Raw genomic sequence first — 14880 nt, 5'->3', positions numbered from 1 at the left:
ATCCGGCGAACGTTCCGCGCGTCCACGCGCGCCTCGCCGTGCTCATTCACGCCTTCGCGCGATTCCAGCCGCATCTTTCGTGCTGCCCTTTTCGGGCTTCTCACCTTCGGGAGACACGTTGACCGTCACTGTGCCCTCGTACGCCGCCCAGGCCGCCGCCCCCGCCCCGGCGGGAGTCGCCCCCGACCGCTTCCGGAAGGCGTTCCGCCGCTACCCCGCCGGGGTCGTCGTCATCACCACCGACTCCGGACGCGGCCCCGTCGGCTTCACCGCCACCTCGCTCACCTCGCTCTCGCTCACCCCGCCGCTGATCTCGTTCGGCATCGGGACCACAACCTCGTCGTGGCCGCACTTCGAGCACGCCCGTACGGCCGTCGTGCACTTCCTCGGCGCCGAACAACAGCCCCTGGCAGCCACGTTCGCAACCAGCGGCATCGACCGCTTCGCCGCCCCGACCCGCTGGCAGCGCCTGCCCGGCGGCGAACCGCTGCTCGACGGCGTGGCCGGCCACCTGCGGGTGGAGACCGAGCAGATCGTGCCCGCCGGCGACCACCGCATCGTCATCGCCCGGGTGGTGGACGCCCAGCTCGACGAGGGCCGCAGCCCCCTGCTCTTCCACGACGGCGCCTACCTCTCCCTCTGACCCGGATCAGGACCTCACCCATGCCACGCCAGCACACCTCACCGCCTCTCGGCCGCCGGTCGTTCCTCGCCCTCACCGGCACCGCCCTCATCGGCACGCTCGCCGCCTGCTCCCCGCAGACGAAATCCGCCGCGAGCGCCGAACCGGCCGGAAAATTGCCTTCCGGGGCACCGCCACCCGGTACGAAACTCTCCGTCGCCGTGCGATCCACGCGACTCCAACTCGGCCCCGCAGGACTGGAGAAGGATCTTCCCTTCACGGTTTCGCAATGGCCCAACCTGAGCGCGGGCCCCGATATCATCCAGGGCTTCCGGGCCCATTCCATCGACCTGGCCGTCAACGCCGGAATTCCGCCGATCCAGGCCCACGCCATCGACGTCGGCGCGAAGATCGTCGCCGTGCAGGTGCGGAACAACCCCTCCTACGTCTTCGCCACCGCACCCGGTTCCGAAATCCGGTCCGTCGACGACTTCCGGGGCAAGAAGATCGGGTTCTCCCAGGGACAGGCCCAGGGCGTCGTCGTCCTGCGGGCGCTGAAGGAGGCGGGGATCGCCGACAAGGACGTGGAGCTGGTGGCCCTCCCCAGCACCCAGTTCCTCACCGCCCTCCAGTCCAAGCAGGTCGACGTGGCCCCGCTGGGCGAACCCACCCTCACCAAGTACCTCAGCCAGTACGGCAAGGACGGGGCGCGCGGCGTGAAGACCGACGTGGTGGACCTGCTCTCGGTGCTCTGGGCGCCCAACGAGGTGCTGAACGACCCCGCCAAGGCCGCCGCCGTCCGCAGCTTCGTCCCGCTGTGGGCCCGGGGCCAGGTCTGGGCGTGGGAGAACACCGACGAGTGGATCGACACGTACTACGTCAAGGACCAGGGCGTCTCCCGGGAGGACGGCAAGCGCATCGTCGCCTCGCTCAACAAGCCGCTCTTCCCCGCCTCCTGGGACGAGGCCATCGCCTGGGAGCAGGAGACCGCCGACCTGCTCGCCGCCGGCGGATTCGTACCGGAGCAGGACGCCACCGAGCTGTTCGACCGCCGCTTCGAGGGGCTGGCGGCGAAGGCCGTACCCGCCGAGTACCGGGAGAAGTCATGACCGAGCTGTTGACGCACACCACCCGGCCCGCCGTACCACCGGTGAAGTCCGCCGCGCCCGCCGTCGCACCCGCCTCCGCCCCGAAGACCCGCAGACGGCTGGGCCCCGGCCGGGCCGTCCCCTTCGGCCGGCTCATCGGCCCGGTCCTGGTCATCGCCCTGTGGTGGGCCGCCTCCGCCACCGGCTACCTGGACCCCCGGATACTCTCCGCCCCCGGCACGGTCCTCTCCACCGCGTCGGACCTGGTCTCCAGCGGCCGTCTCCAGGACAACGTCCTCATCTCGCTCCAGCGCGCCGGACTCGGCCTCTTCTTCGGGGTGGGCGCCGGGGTCCTCCTCGCCGTCGCCGCCGGGCTGAGCCGCACCGGCGAGTACCTCCTGGACGGCCCGCTCCAGATCAAGCGCGCGATTCCGTCCCTGGCCATGCTGCCGCTGCTGATCCTGTGGCTCGGCATCGGCGAGCAGATGAAGGTCACCGTGATCGCGCTCGGCGTCGCGGTGAACATGTACATCAACACGTACGCCTCGCTCACCGGCATCGACAGCCGCTACGTCGAACTCGCGGAGGGGCTCGATCTGAGCCGGGCGCAGTTCATCCGCAAGGTCGTCGTGCCCGGCTCGCTGCCCGGTTTCTTCGTCGGGTTGCGCCTCGGCGTCACCGCCTCCTGGCTCGGGCTGATCGTCGTCGAGCAGATCAACGCCACCAGCGGCATCGGCTACATGATGTTCCAGGCCCAGCAGTACGCCCAGTCCGACGTGATCATCGTGGGCCTGGTGGCCTACGGGATCTTCGGCTTCGCATCGGACGCGGCGGTACGCGCCGTCGAGAGGAAGGTCCTGTCATGGCGACGCACCCTGGCGGGCTGACCGCCCCCGGCGCGACGGCCCTCGCCCCGCGCCCCGCCATCCGCACCCGGAAACTGGTCCGCCGCTTCGGCGACCGCGACATCCTCAAGGAACTCGATCTCACCGTCGCGCCCGGCGAGTTCACCGCACTGCTCGGGCGCAGCGGCTCCGGGAAGTCGACCCTGCTGCGAGCTGTCGCCCGCCTCGACCACATGGTGGCGGGCTCCGGCGAACTCACCGTCCCCGACCGGGTCTCGCTCTCCTTCCAGGACTCCCGGCTGCTGCCCTGGCTCCGGCTCATCGACAACGTCACCCTCGGCCTGCGCGGCCCCGGCGCCCGGGAACGCGGTCTCACCGCCCTCGCCGAGGTCGGCCTGGAGGGCCGCGACCGCTCCTGGCCGCACGAGCTGTCCGGCGGCGAACAGCAGCGCGCCGCCCTCGCCCGCGCCCTGGTCCGCGAGCCCGAACTCCTCCTGGCCGACGAGCCGTTCGGCGCCCTGGACGCGCTGACCCGGATCAAGATGCACGACCTGCTGCGCGAACTCTACGAACGCCACCGCCCCGCGGTGCTCCTGGTCACCCACGACGTCGACGAGGCCGTCGAACTGGCCGACCGGGTCCTGGTCCTGGAGGACGGCCGGATCTCCGTCGACCTCACCGTCGACCTCCCGACCCCGCGCTCCCGCCGCGACCCGCGCTTCCAGGAGTACCGCGACACCCTGCTCACCGCCCTCGGGGTCGCCCAGCCCCAGCCCCAGCCCCAGCCCCTCACCGAAGCGAAGAAGGACTCCCGATGACCCGCACACCCGAGCGCAAGCAGCTCCACCTCAACGCCTTCCTCATGTCCACCGGCCACCACGAGGCGTCCTGGCGGCTGCCCGAGAGCCCGGCCGAGGCCAACTCCGACATCGAGCACTACAAGAACCTCGCCCGGATCGCCGAACGCGGCAGGCTGGACTCGCTGTTCCTCGCCGACAGCCCCGTCCTGATGGGCGACCCCGGCCGCCGGCCCGCCGCCAAGCTGGAACCCACCGTCCTGCTCACCGCCCTCGCCGGGGCGACCCGCCACATCGGCCTCATCGCCACCGCGTCCACCAGCTACAACGAGCCGTACAACCTGGCCCGCAGGTTCGCCTCGCTGGACCACGTCTCGGGCGGCCGGGCCGGTTGGAACATCGTCACCACCGCGGGGGCCGACGCGGCCCGCAACTTCGGCCTCGACGACACCCCGCTGCACCGCGACCGCTACCGGCGCGCCGGCGAGTTCGTCGAGGTGTCCACCAAGCTCTGGGACAGCTGGGCCGACGACGCGGTGATCGCCGACAAGGAGCGCGGGGTGCACGCCCTGGCCGAGCGGGTGCGGCAGATCGGGCACCGGGGCGAGTTCTTCCGCGTCGACGGGCCTCTCAACGTACAACGGCCCCCGCAGGGCTACCCGTTGCTCGTTCAGGCCGGCTCCAGCGAGGACGGCAAGGACTTCGCCGCCCGGTACGCGGAGGCGGTGTTCACCGCCCAGCAGACCCTGGAGGAGGGCATCGCCTTCTACAAGGACGTCAAGGAGCGCGCCACCGCCCTCGGCCGCAACCCCGACGGCATCAAGATCCTGCCCGGCATCGTCCCCGTCATCGGCGACACCGAGGCCGAGGCGCTGGAGCTCGACGCCGAGCTGGAGAACCTCATCGTCCCCGAGTACGCCAAGATCCAGCTCGCCAAGCGGCTGAAGATCGCCCCCGACGACCTCGACCTCGACGCGGAACTCCCTGAGGACATCCCCACCGAGGACGACATCGAGGGCGCCAAGAGCCGCTACACCCTCATCGTGGAGCTGGCCAGGCGCGAGAGGCTGACCGTGCGTCAGCTCATCGGGCGGCTCGGCGGTGGGCGCGGCCACCGCACCTTCGCCGGGACCGCCGAGCAGGTCGCGGACACCATCGAGCACTGGTACGACAGCGGCGCGGCCGACGGCTTCAACATCATGCCCGCCGTCCTCCCGTCCGGCCTGGAGGTCTTCGTGGACCGGGTGGTGCCGATCCTCCAGGAACGCGGCCTGTTCCGCACCGAGTACACCGCAAGCACCCTGCGCGGCCACTACGGGCTGCCGCGCCCCGCCAACCGCCTCTTCGACGACATCGTGCGCGGCGCCGGCGACTACGGCATCGGTCTGGCGGAGGCCCGGTGACCGACTGTCCGCATCCGGGGACCGGTATGGGCACCGTCCGGCAGCCGCCGCCCGGCTGGGCGCGGCGGCTGCTGGGCTACTGCCTGCGCCACCGCACCGATCTCTTCACGGCCTTCGGCGCCGCCGTGACCGCCGCCGTCGCCACCGCCGCCCTGCCCCTCGTGCTGCGGCACGTGGTGGACGGGGTGGCGGCCGGCACCACCGCCTCGCTCGTCCCCTGGACCGGACTGCTCGCCGCACTCGGCGCGCTCCGGTTCGGCGCGAGCTTCACCCGCCGCTACCGCTCGGGGCGGCTCTCCCTGGGGGTCCAGTACGACCTGCGGAACGACGCGTTCGCCGCGCTGCTCCGGCTCGGCGGTGCCCAGCAGGACGATCTGCGCACCGGACAGGTGGTGAGCCGGTCCATCTCCGACATCACCCTCATCCAGACCCTGCTGCAGTTCCTGCCCAACCTCACGGGCAACGCCCTGATGTTCCTGTTCTCGCTGGCCGTCATGGCGTTCCTGTCCCCGCTGCTGACCGTCGTGGCGCTCGTTGTCGGGCCGCTGCTCTGGCTCATCGCGCTGCGCAGCCGCCGCGACCTGTTCCCCGCCAACTGGCACGCCCAGCAGGAGGCGGCCGAGGTCGCCTCCACCGTCGAAGCGACCGTCACCGGCGTCCGCGTGGTGAAGGGCTTCGGCCAGGAGCAGCGCGAGCTCACCGGCCTCGAACGGCGCGCCCGCCACCTGTTCGCCTCCCGGCTGCGCGTCGTCCGCTTCACCAGCCGCTACAACCCGGCCCTCCAGGCGGTCCCCGCCCTGGGCCAGGTCGCGGTGCTGGCGCTCGGCGGCTGGATGGCCCTGCACGGTCGGATATCGCTCGGCACCTTCCTCGCGTTCACCACCTACCTGGGCTCCTTCGTCACCCCCGTACGCCAGGTCGCCACCCTGCTCACGGTCTGGCAGCAGGCCCGGGCCGGAGCCGAACGCGTCCTGGAGGTCGTCGACGAGGCCCCCGTCATCACCGACGCGCCGCACGCCCGCGAACTGCCCGACGGACCCCCGGCCCTCTCCTGGGACGACGTGACCTTCGGATACGGCGACGGCGCCCCGCTCCTGGACGGCTTCACCCTGGACATCCGCCCCGGCGAGACCCTGGCCCTGATCGGCCCGGCCGGCTCCGGCAAGTCCACCGCCGCCGCCCTGCTGCCCCGCTTCTACGACGTGCCCGCCGGCGCGGTACGGGTCGGCGGCACCGACGTCCGCGACCTCGCCCTCGCCTCGCTGCGCTCCCGGATCGGCTACGTCTTCGAGGAGAGCCTGCTCCTCTCCGACACCGTGCGCGCCAACATCGCGTACGGGATGCCGGACGCCACCGACGAGCAGGTGCGCGCTGCGGCCCGCATCGCCCGCGCCGACGAGTTCATCGAACGGCTCCCGCAGGGCTACGACACCCTCGTCGGCGAACAGGGCCTCACCCTGTCCGGCGGCCAGCGCCAGCGCATGGCGCTCGCCCGCGCCCTGATCGGCGACCCGGCCGTGCTCGTCCTGGACGACGCCACCTCGGCCATCGACGCGCGGGTGGAGGCCGAGATCCACCACCGGCTGCGCGGGGACGACCGCCGCCGCACCACCCTGATCATCGCCCACCGCCGCTCCACGCTGGAACTCGCGGACCGCGTCGCGATCCTCGACGGCGGCCGGGTCACGGACACCGGTACGCCCGACGAACTGCGGGGCCGATCCGCCCTGTTCCGCGCTCTCCTGGCCACCGAGGACCACCCCCTCGACGTGACCGTCGCACCCGACCCCGGCTGCCCCACCCCGCACCTGTGGCTGCGCCCCGAGGAGGACGAGGACGAACAGCTGGAGGGCACCGCCGTGCGGGCCGCCAGGGCGCTCGCCGAAGCCGCCGCCACCTCCGGGCCCGGACGCGCCGGACCCGGCGGCGGGGTCCTCGGCTCGGCCCCGCCCAGCCCCGAACTCCTCGCCGGACTCGCCCGCCTCCCGCTGCCCGCCGCCGACCCCGATGTGCCCACCGAACAGGCCGTCGCCGCCGACGCCCGCTTCGGGCTCGGAGCCCTGCTGCGGCCCTTCCGGCTGCCGCTGCTCCTCGGCCTCCTGCTCGTCGCCCTCGACGCCGGTGCCCAGATCACCGTGCCGGTCCTCGTCCGGTACGGCGTGGACCGGGGCGTGGCCCACCACGCCGGGCACGTCCTGCTCGCCGCGGCCGCTGCCGCCGCCGTCGTGGTGGCCGCGAACTGGCTGATCGGCGTGGCGCAGGTGCGGACCACCGGCCGCACCGGCGAACGCCTCCTCTACACCCTGCGCGTGAAGACGTTCGCCCAGCTCCAGCGCCTCGGCCTCGACTACTACGAGCGCGAACTCGGCGGCCGGATCATGACCCGGATGACCACGGACGTCGACGCTCTGTCGAACTTCCTGCAGACCGGCCTGATCACCGCCGTGGTCAGCCTCCTCACGGTCTCCGGAGTGCTGGTCGCCCTGCTGGTGATCGACGCGGAACTCGCCCTCGTCCTGCTCGCCGCGCTCCCGCTGCTCATCGCGGCCACCGCCGTCTTCCGCTACTACTCGGTCCCCGCCTACCGCGAGGCCCGGGAGCGGATCAGCGCCGTCAACGCGTGCCTCCAGGAGAACGTCACCGCGATCCGCGTGACCCAGGCGTTCCGCCGCGAGCAGCGCAACGCCGCCGACTTCGCCGTACTGGCCCGGGCCTTCCGGGACTCCCGGCTGCGCGCCCAGCGGTACATGGGCACGTTCTTCCCGTTCGTCGAATTCCTCGGCACGCTCTGCTCGGCGGCCGTGCTCACCGTCGGCGCGGCCCAGGTCCGCTCGGGCGAGCTGAGCGCCGGCACCCTCATCGCGTTCCTGCTGTACGTGGAGCTGTTCTTCTCGCCGATCCAGCAGCTCTCGCAGGTCTTCGACGGCTACCAGCAGGCGGTGGTGGGCCTCGGCCGCCTCCGCGCCCTGATGAACACCCCCGCCGGCACCCCTCCCGCCGCGAGCCCCCGACCGGTGCCCGCCCTGCGGGGCGAGGTCGAGTTCGACGAGGTGTCCTTCGGGTACGCGGGCGGCGGCGGCCACCAGGTCCTGCACGGGGTGACCCTGCGCATCGCTCCGGGCGAGACCGTCGCGCTCGTCGGCGCCACGGGCGCGGGCAAGTCCACGGTGGTCAAGCTCCTCGCCCGGTTCTACGACCCCTCCGCCGGCGCGGTCCGGGTCGACGGGCACGACCTGCGCGACCTGGACCTGCCCGCCTTCCGGCGCAGGCTCGGCGTGGTCCCGCAGGAGGCGCACCTGTTCAGCGGCACCGTCCGGGACGCCGTCGCCTACGGGCGGCCGGACGCCACGGACGCCGAGGTGGAGCGGGCGGCCCGGGCGGTCGGCGCCCACGAGATGGTCGCCGGGCTCCGGCTCGGCTACCTGACCCCGGTGGGGGAGCGGGGCCGCAACCTCTCCGCCGGACAGCGCCAGCTCCTCGCCCTGGCCCGGGCCGAACTCGTCGACCCCGACGTGCTGCTGCTCGACGAGGCGACCGCCTCGCTGGACCTGGCCACCGAGCGCCGGGTCGCCGCGGCCACCGAGGTCCTGGCCCGTCGCCGTACCACCGTCGTCGTCGCCCACCGGCTGACCACGGCGGCCCGGGCGGACAGGGTGGTGGTGCTCGACGCCGGAACCGTCGTCGAGACCGGCACCCACACCGAACTGCTCGCCGCCCGCGGCCCCTACCGGCGGCTGTGGGACGCCTTCCGGGAGACCGGCCCCGGCGCGGCCGTCGACCACCTGAATGCCAGTGAACTCGTCAAGGAGAACGCACGATGACGCAGTACCGCGATTTCGGCCGCACGGGCGTGAAGGTCAGCCCGCTGTGCCTGGGCACCATGATGTTCGGCGCCCGCGGCAACCCCGACCACGACGACAGCGTCCGGATCATCCACCACGCCCTGGACTCCGGCATCAACTTCGTGGACACCGCCGACGTCTACTCGGCCGGTGAGTCGGAGACCATCGTCGGCAAGGCGCTCGCCGGCGGGCGCCGCGACAACGTCGTGCTCGCCACCAAGTTCCACGGAAGCCTCGGCACCGACCCCAACGAGCAGGGTAACTCCCGCCGTTGGATCATCCGCGAGGTGGAGAACAGCCTGCGCCGGCTGGGCACCGACTGGATCGACCTCTACCAGGTGCACCGCCCCGCGCCCGGCACCGACTTCGACGAGACCCTGGGCGCCCTCTCCGACCTGGTCCACCAGGGCAAGATCCGCTACATCGGCACCTCGACGTTCGAGCCGTCCGCCATCGTGGAGGGCCAGTGGACCGCCGAACGGCGCGGCCGCGAACGCGTCGTCGCCGAGCAGCCCCCGTACTCCATCCTCGCCCGGGGCATCGAGCGCGAGGTGCTGCCCACCGCCCGGCGTTACGGCCTCGCCGTGCTGTCCTGGAGCCCGCTCGCCGGCGGCTGGCTCTCCGGCCGCTACCGCAAGGGCGCCGGCCAGCCGGACTCCAGCCGGGCCGCGCGCCAGGCCGGACGCTTCGACATCGCGTCCCCGGAGAACGCCGCCAAGCTCGACGCCGCCGAGGCCCTCGCCCAGCTGGCCGACGAGGCCGGGCTCACCCTCGTCCAGCTCGCCCTGGCCTTCGTGCTCGAACACCCCGCCGTCACCTCGGCGATCATCGGCCCGCGCACCCTGGAACAGCTGACCGGCCAGCTCGGCGCGGACCGGGTGCGGCTGAGCCGGGACGTGCTGGACCGGATCGACAAGATCGTCCCGCCCGGCACCAACCTCTCGTCCCGGGACGCCGGTTACCACCCGGCGGCCCTCACCGACCCGGCCCTGCGTCGTCGTTCGCACCCCGCCGCGTGATCAGACGGCCGGCACCCGGTCCAGGAAGCCGCTGACCGAGGTGATCCGGCCGTCCTCCGCAAGGGAGGCCACATCGAAACCGGCGACGGGCGCCGAGCCGTCGGGCGCGACCAGCTCCCAGCCGAAGCGGACCAGCGCGTGGTGCCCGTCCACCGCGCCCAAGGGGCGGAAGACGAAGCCGGGGAACTGCTGCCGCGCCCCGGCGATGGCGGCCGTCAGCTGCTCGTGGCCGCGGACGTCCGCCAGCGGGTCGGTGTACGTCGCGTCCTCGGTGAACGCCGCGGCGACGGCCTTCTCCAGCTCGTCGGACCCGGCGTTCCAGGCGGCGAAGTAGCGCTGCGCGGCGGCGTCGTAAGAGGTCATCGTTGGTCCCTCCGGTAGGGCTCACCGGCCGGTCGGCCGGGAGCGCTGTGCTCGTGAGGAACACGATGTCCGACGCCGCGCGGGGCGTCGATTACCTCCCGGGTAAGGGGGAGCGGGCCTGCCTACGCCCCGTCCGCGATGACGTGCACCGCGGCCTCCTCGGCCGAGGCGGCGGCGCCGTCGATTCCGACGTCCTCGCCCGCCGTGCTGTCCGGTTCGTCGATGTCCAGGTCCCGGGTGAGCCGCCCGGCGCGTACGGTGCCGACCTCGCGGTCCCACGGCTCGCCGTCCCCGTCCAGGACGTCGCCCACCCCGTCCCCGGGCGGGACGCCGTCCTCGGGCACCTCGCGGGCGAGCCGGCTCTCCAGGGTCTCGCCCCGCTGCTGCTCGGCGGCGGTGGTACCCACGTCGTCCACGGCGTACGGGCGCTCGGGCGGCGAGTAGCCCCGGTCCAGCTCGTCGTCGACATCCGGGTCGTCGAGGATGTCCTCCGTGTCGAGCTGCTCGATCGGGTCGGAGGCCTGCGACTCTTCCTGGGGCTGATAGACGTCGTCACCCCGGTCGGCATCATCCATGGCGCTTCCCTTTCCGCGGCGGGGCTCTTTCTCAGGATAGGCAGCGCATGCCCGCCCCCGCAGGGCGCACACATGCGCATCTGCGTCCCGGCCGGGTGTGCGCAACCATGGACAGTGCAGGCCGGGCACGCCCCTAGGGGCCGGCCCGGAGATTCGTCTGGAGAGCCCGCCATGGATTACCCGGAGAGCTACCAGCTCGTGTTCCAGTCGTCGGCCGTCGAGGACGACACCGTCACCGTCCACCGGACCGCACAGAGCGGCGCGGGCGGACACCCCGTCTACGAGGACGAGACGGGCATCGTGCGTGCCGAGATCAGCGACCACGAGGAGGTGCGGATGCTCGCCAGCGGCGGCCATCAGCGCCTGGGGACGCCGGTCGCGGTACGCGAACAGGCCGCCTGAGACCGGCCGGCAACCGACGTCCGGTCCGGGACGCGGATCCGCTCACCTCCGAGCGCCGCGCCCCGGACCGGGCGTTCCCCTATCACGTGGACACGCATGCGTACATCGTGCCGAGGCAGGACGATCCGGCCGCACACGTCCAACACTTGGTCGAAATTTTGCCCCTGGTGAGGAGCTGTGGAAGGACACCAGGCAGACTCACCCTGTAGGAAACTCGCCACGAAGAGGATCACGCATGATCACGTTGAAGAAGGAAGACGGCCCGGCGGACCTGGACGGGGTGACCCACCTCTCCATCGGCGTCTCCTGGGACCCCACCGTCGGCAGCAGTGGCGGGCTGATGGGGAAGCTGAAGCAGAAGAAGGGCACCGACCTCGACCTCATCGCCATCGCGATGCAGGGCGCGGACCCGGTCCGCCTCGCCGGCCTGGACTCCCTGGACCCGCTGGGCAACGGCTCGCTGCTGCACAGCGGTGACAACCAGACCGGGAAGGGCGAGGGCGACGACGAGACGGTGACCGTCGACTTCGCCAAGGTCCCGTCGAACGTCACGTCGATCGTCTTCGTCGCCGCCGCGTACAAGAAGGGCAGCTCCTTCCAGAACGCGCGCAACGTCAGCATCAAGGTCTACGACGCGACGGGCGGCAGCAGCCAGCAGGTCGCCGACATCTGGCCGAGCCTGCTCACCAACGACAACGGCTGCGCCGTGGCCAAGGCCATGCGCGTCGGCGCCGGCTGGAAGCTCCAGGTGATCAACGAGACCGGCAAGATCAAGCAGGGCGACGAACACGCCCTGATGCGTTTCGCGATCAGCAAGTAGTACGCGTACGACCTGCCCCGGTCCGTGCGCGCCCGGTCAGTCGACCCGGCGCGCGCGGGCCGGGGCCGTCGGATTCCCGGTGGCCAGCGGCGACCGCGCCAGCTCCACGCACCCCGCCGCGATCAGCCCCAGCGCCAGCAGTTCGGGCAGCACCCACCAGCCGGTGCGCAGATCCTCGCCGAACAGCGTCACCCCGTACAGGACACTGACCAGGGCGTCGCCCAGCGTCAGACACGGCTGTACGGCGACGAGCGTGCCCGCCTGAAGGGCGTTCTGCAGCAGGAACAGCGCGCCCACACCCGCCGCCGCGGTGGCGTACAGCTGCCAGGAGCTGAACAGCGCGCCGACCCCGCCCTCGTCGAGCCGCGCCATGGCGTCCTTCATCAGCGCGGCGGTCAGCGCGTAACCGCAGGCGGCGGCCGTGGCCAGCAGCGCGGCCCGGACATTGCCCCGGGTGGCCAGCGCCCCCGCGATCAGCAGCGCCTCGGACACGCCCGTCAGGATCAGCGCCGGCACCCACGCCGCCCCGTGCACCATGTCGCTGCCGCCGCCCGGCGCGGCCGTCGCCATGCCGAGGGCCAGCCCCACCGTCACGGCCGCCACCCCCAGCCAGACGGCCCGGGGCAGCCGCGCCCGCATCATGAACCCGGCCAGCAGCAGCGTCGCCGGAAGCTCGATCACGAAGATGGGCTGCACCACCGAGATCGGGCCGGTGGCCAGCGCCACGGCCTGGCAGACGGCGGCGACGATCACCAGCGCGATCCCCGCGAGCCACACCTTCTGGCGCAGCAGATGGCCGATCAGCGACACCCGCATGGCCTCGGTCTGCGGGACGTCGAGGGCGGCGCGGCGCTGGAGGACGGAGGCGGAGCCGTTGCTGACGGCGGTCAGGACGGCGAACAGGACGGCGATCACCGGACCATGATGCGGGCGGCCCCGCCGCGATTCCGGCTTCGCCGGGGGAAGGCGTGGCGCCCCCGGTTGGGCCATTAGGACCGAATCCGGCCTCATTCCGCCATAGCGTGCCGTCATGGCCGCGAAGAAGAAGACCTCCACCGGTACCGCCCCCGTGCTCACGACCAGGGCGCTGGGCCGGGCGACCCTGGAGCGCCAGCTGCTGCTGAACCGCGCCGCGATGAGCCCCCGGGACGCGGTCGCCCACCTCGTCGGCCTCCAGGCGCAGAACACCAAGCCGCCGTACTACCAGCTCCTCGCCCGCCTCCAGGGGTTCCGGCCCGCCGCCCTCTCCACGCTGATGGAGTCGCGCGAGGTCGTCCGCATCGTCACCCTGCGCTCCACGATCCACACCCACACCGCCGAGGACGCCCTCACCCTGCGCCCCCTGGTGCAGCCGGCCCGCGACCGCGAGCTGGGCATCTTCCGCAAGCGGCTCACGGGCGTCGACCTGGACCGGCTGCGGGAGCTGAGCAGGGAGTACGTCGAGGAGGCGCCCCGCACCCCGAAGGAGATCCGCACACGGCTGCTCACCGAGTGGCCGGACGCGGATCCGCAGGCCCTGAGCACCGCCGCCCGCTGTCTGCTGCCCCTGGTCCAGGTCACTCCGCGCGGCCTCTGGGACATGAGCGGCGGCGTCGCCCTCACCACGGTCGAACGCTGGCTCGGCCGCGCGGGGGAGGAGACGCCGGACATGGAGGGTGCCGTGCTCCGCTACCTAGGCGCGTTCGGCCCGGCATCGGTCAAGGACATGCAGGCCTGGGCCGGGCTGACCCGGCTGAAGGAGGTCTTCGAGCGGCTGCGGCCCCGGCTGGTCACCTTCCGCGACGAGCACGGCACCGAACTCTTCGACCTGCCCGACGCCCCGCGCCCCGCCGAGGACACCCCCGCACCGCCCCGCTTCCTGCCCGAGTTCGACAATGTCCTGCTCGGCCACGCCGACCGCACCCGGGTCATCCCGCCCCACTTCAAGGGCCTCAACGGGGTGGGCAACCAGAACTACGGCAGTGTGCTGGTGGACGGGTTCTTCGCGGCGGTCTGGCGGCTGGAAACCCCGCGCGACGCCCCGGCCGTGGTGACCGTGCAGGAGCTGCGCCCGCTCACCGCCGCCGAGCGCGACGCCCTGACGCGGGAGGCGGCGGACCTGGTCGCGGCGATGACCCGGGCCGTCGGCCACGACGTCCGGTTCGCCTCGTTCGTGGACCTCGGCCGCTGAGGGGGCCCGGGGCTCGACCCGAACGACAGGCCCTTACGGCAGCAGCCCCGCGCGCCGCGCCGCGACCACCGCCTCCAGCCGGGTGTGCGCCCCCAGCCGCCGCATCGCGGAGCGCAGATACCCCTTCACCGTCTCCGGGCGCAGTCCCAGCCGGTCCGCCGCCACCGCGTTGGTGGCGCCCGCCGCGACGCACGCCAGCACGTCGACCTCGCGCGGCGCGAGCCGGACCTCGCGCGCCCCGGGCTCCCGGGTGCCCGTCGCCGAGGCCAGCCGCCCGCACACCGCGAGCAGCTCGTCGCGCAGCGCCGGGTCCAGCACCTTCGGCATCAGGGCGCGCAGCTCGCGGTGCGCTTCCCGGACGTCCTCCCAGGCCCCGGCGGCCGCGCCGGCAGCGGTGTCCGGCTCCTGGTGGCCCACCGCGAGCAGCTGCCGCACCTCGTCCCGGACCACCAGCGCCTGCTCCACGTCCCGGGCGGCGGCCACCGCCGCGTCGAACGTGCGGTCCCCGAGCGTCAGCGGCTCGCGCAGCGCCCCGTACAGCACACCCCGCACCTCACGCCGCACCACCACGGGGACGGCGACCACCGAGCGCAGGCCCTCCGCCGCGACGGCCGTGTCGTACTCGTGGCTGATGTGGCGCGAGGAGCGGTAGTCGGTCACCGCGCACGGTCTCGACAGGGCCATGGACTTCCCGCCCAGGCCGCTGCCCGACGAGATGACCAGGCCGCGCAACGCGGCCGTACGCGCCCCGTTCACCTCGGCGATCCTGGCGTGGCGGCTGTCCGAGAGCAGCCCGCCGAACGCCACCGGCAGACCGCTCGTCCGGCGCAGCCGCAGCAGCGCCGCTTGCATCTCGACCGCGTCGGCGGATTCCGGCACCCTGACGCCTCCCTGCCCGGCCCCCGATGGAATGTCGGCCCCGCGACACCCCCGT

At 72.8% G+C, this 14880-nt stretch carries 14 protein-coding genes; 10 read left to right on the top strand and 4 right to left on the bottom strand.

Going from position 1 to position 14880, the window contains the following annotated elements; genetic code table 11:
* Positions 1–118 precede the first annotated feature (118 nt).
* The 7 genes from BLW14_RS05400 to BLW14_RS05370 are packed head-to-tail and all read left to right on the top strand — an operon-like array spanning position 119 to position 9616.
* Positions 119–643: a flavin reductase family protein gene (locus BLW14_RS05400; protein ID WP_093704868.1), complete on the top strand. Its 525-nt coding sequence runs from the start codon at positions 119–121 to the stop codon at positions 641–643.
* Positions 644–663: 20 nt separating this feature from the next.
* Positions 664–1731 carry an ABC transporter substrate-binding protein gene (locus BLW14_RS05395; RefSeq protein ID WP_093704866.1) on the top strand — a complete coding sequence of 356 codons (1068 nt, stop codon included), beginning with the start codon at positions 664–666 and terminating at the stop codon, positions 1729–1731.
* Positions 1728–2597 (top strand): ABC transporter permease, encoded by an 870-nt coding sequence (locus BLW14_RS05390; protein WP_093704864.1) that lies wholly within the window; start codon positions 1728–1730, stop codon positions 2595–2597. The genes BLW14_RS05395 and BLW14_RS05390 overlap by 4 nt, the downstream gene beginning before the upstream one ends.
* On the top strand, positions 2573–3373 hold the full coding sequence (locus tag BLW14_RS05385; RefSeq protein ID WP_093704862.1) for an ABC transporter ATP-binding protein: 801 nt from the start codon (positions 2573–2575) through the stop codon (positions 3371–3373). The genes BLW14_RS05390 and BLW14_RS05385 overlap by 25 nt, the downstream gene beginning before the upstream one ends.
* Entirely contained in the window at positions 3370–4755 is a 1386-nt protein-coding gene (locus BLW14_RS05380) for an LLM class flavin-dependent oxidoreductase (protein ID WP_093704860.1), read from the top strand. Before BLW14_RS05385 ends, BLW14_RS05380 begins: the two co-directional genes overlap by 4 nt.
* Positions 4752–8576: an ABC transporter ATP-binding protein gene (locus tag BLW14_RS05375; protein WP_093704858.1), complete on the top strand. Its 3825-nt coding sequence runs from the start codon at positions 4752–4754 to the stop codon at positions 8574–8576. The genes BLW14_RS05380 and BLW14_RS05375 overlap by 4 nt, the downstream gene beginning before the upstream one ends.
* A complete protein-coding gene (locus BLW14_RS05370) occupies positions 8573–9616 on the top strand; it encodes an aldo/keto reductase (RefSeq protein WP_093704856.1) in 1044 nt (347 codons plus the stop codon). Before BLW14_RS05375 ends, BLW14_RS05370 begins: the two co-directional genes overlap by 4 nt.
* Here the strand turns inward: BLW14_RS05370 and BLW14_RS05365 are convergent, their stop codons facing one another.
* A complete protein-coding gene (locus BLW14_RS05365) occupies positions 9617–9979 on the bottom strand; it encodes a nuclear transport factor 2 family protein (RefSeq protein ID WP_093704854.1) in 363 nt (120 codons plus the stop codon). It lies immediately after the preceding gene.
* A gap of 122 nt (positions 9980–10101) precedes the next feature.
* A complete protein-coding gene (locus BLW14_RS05360; RefSeq protein ID WP_093704852.1) occupies positions 10102–10554 on the bottom strand; it encodes a DUF5709 domain-containing protein in 453 nt (150 codons plus the stop codon).
* 171 nt (positions 10555–10725) lie between these two features.
* Between BLW14_RS05360 and BLW14_RS05355 the strand changes: the two genes are divergently transcribed.
* Positions 10726–10956 (top strand): DUF6296 family protein, encoded by a 231-nt coding sequence (locus BLW14_RS05355; RefSeq protein ID WP_018523784.1) that lies wholly within the window; start codon positions 10726–10728, stop codon positions 10954–10956.
* A gap of 235 nt (positions 10957–11191) precedes the next feature.
* Entirely contained in the window at positions 11192–11776 is a 585-nt protein-coding gene (locus tag BLW14_RS05350; RefSeq protein ID WP_093704850.1) for a TerD family protein, read from the top strand.
* Positions 11777–11812: 36 nt separating this feature from the next.
* Here BLW14_RS05350 and BLW14_RS05345 read toward each other — a convergent pair whose 3' ends face one another.
* Positions 11813–12691 carry a DMT family transporter gene (locus BLW14_RS05345; RefSeq protein WP_093704848.1) on the bottom strand — a complete coding sequence of 293 codons (879 nt, stop codon included), beginning with the start codon at positions 12689–12691 and terminating at the stop codon, positions 11813–11815.
* 115 nt (positions 12692–12806) lie between these two features.
* Between BLW14_RS05345 and BLW14_RS05340 the strand changes: the two genes are divergently transcribed.
* Positions 12807–13946, top strand: coding sequence for a winged helix DNA-binding domain-containing protein (locus BLW14_RS05340; protein WP_093704846.1), 1140 nt, complete (start codon positions 12807–12809; stop codon positions 13944–13946).
* A 33-nt stretch (positions 13947–13979) separates the two neighbouring features.
* On the opposite strand, the gene BLW14_RS05335 is transcribed toward BLW14_RS05340, so the two are convergent.
* Positions 13980–14825: a helix-turn-helix transcriptional regulator gene (locus BLW14_RS05335; RefSeq protein WP_018523788.1), complete on the bottom strand. Its 846-nt coding sequence runs from the start codon at positions 14823–14825 to the stop codon at positions 13980–13982.
* Between the last annotated feature and the right edge of the window lie 55 nt (positions 14826–14880).

It is taken from the genome of Streptomyces sp. 2131.1 (assembly GCF_900105515.1).
Classification (GTDB): Bacteria; Actinomycetota; Actinomycetes; order Streptomycetales; family Streptomycetaceae; genus Streptomyces; species Streptomyces drozdowiczii.
This window is presented reverse-complemented; position numbering and strand designations above follow the sequence as displayed.

Excerpts from the sequence above, each read along its gene's own strand:
- BLW14_RS05395 (WP_093704866.1), top strand. The coding sequence starts at position 664 with ATGCCACGCCAGCACACCTCACCGCCTCTCGGCCGCCGGTCGTTCCTC.
- BLW14_RS05390 (WP_093704864.1), top strand. The coding sequence starts at position 1,728 with ATGACCGAGCTGTTGACGCACACCACCCGGCCCGCCGTACCACCGGTG.
- BLW14_RS05385 (WP_093704862.1), top strand. The coding sequence starts at position 2,573 with ATGGCGACGCACCCTGGCGGGCTGACCGCCCCCGGCGCGACGGCCCTC.
- BLW14_RS05380 (WP_093704860.1), top strand. The coding sequence starts at position 3,370 with ATGACCCGCACACCCGAGCGCAAGCAGCTCCACCTCAACGCCTTCCTC.
- BLW14_RS05370 (WP_093704856.1), top strand. The coding sequence starts at position 8,573 with ATGACGCAGTACCGCGATTTCGGCCGCACGGGCGTGAAGGTCAGCCCG.
- BLW14_RS05365 (WP_093704854.1), bottom strand. The coding sequence starts at position 9,979 with ATGACCTCTTACGACGCCGCCGCGCAGCGCTACTTCGCCGCCTGGAAC.
- BLW14_RS05360 (WP_093704852.1), bottom strand. The coding sequence starts at position 10,554 with ATGGATGATGCCGACCGGGGTGACGACGTCTATCAGCCCCAGGAAGAG.
- BLW14_RS05355 (WP_018523784.1), top strand. The coding sequence starts at position 10,726 with ATGGATTACCCGGAGAGCTACCAGCTCGTGTTCCAGTCGTCGGCCGTC.
- BLW14_RS05350 (WP_093704850.1), top strand. The coding sequence starts at position 11,192 with ATGATCACGTTGAAGAAGGAAGACGGCCCGGCGGACCTGGACGGGGTG.
- BLW14_RS05340 (WP_093704846.1), top strand. The coding sequence starts at position 12,807 with ATGGCCGCGAAGAAGAAGACCTCCACCGGTACCGCCCCCGTGCTCACG.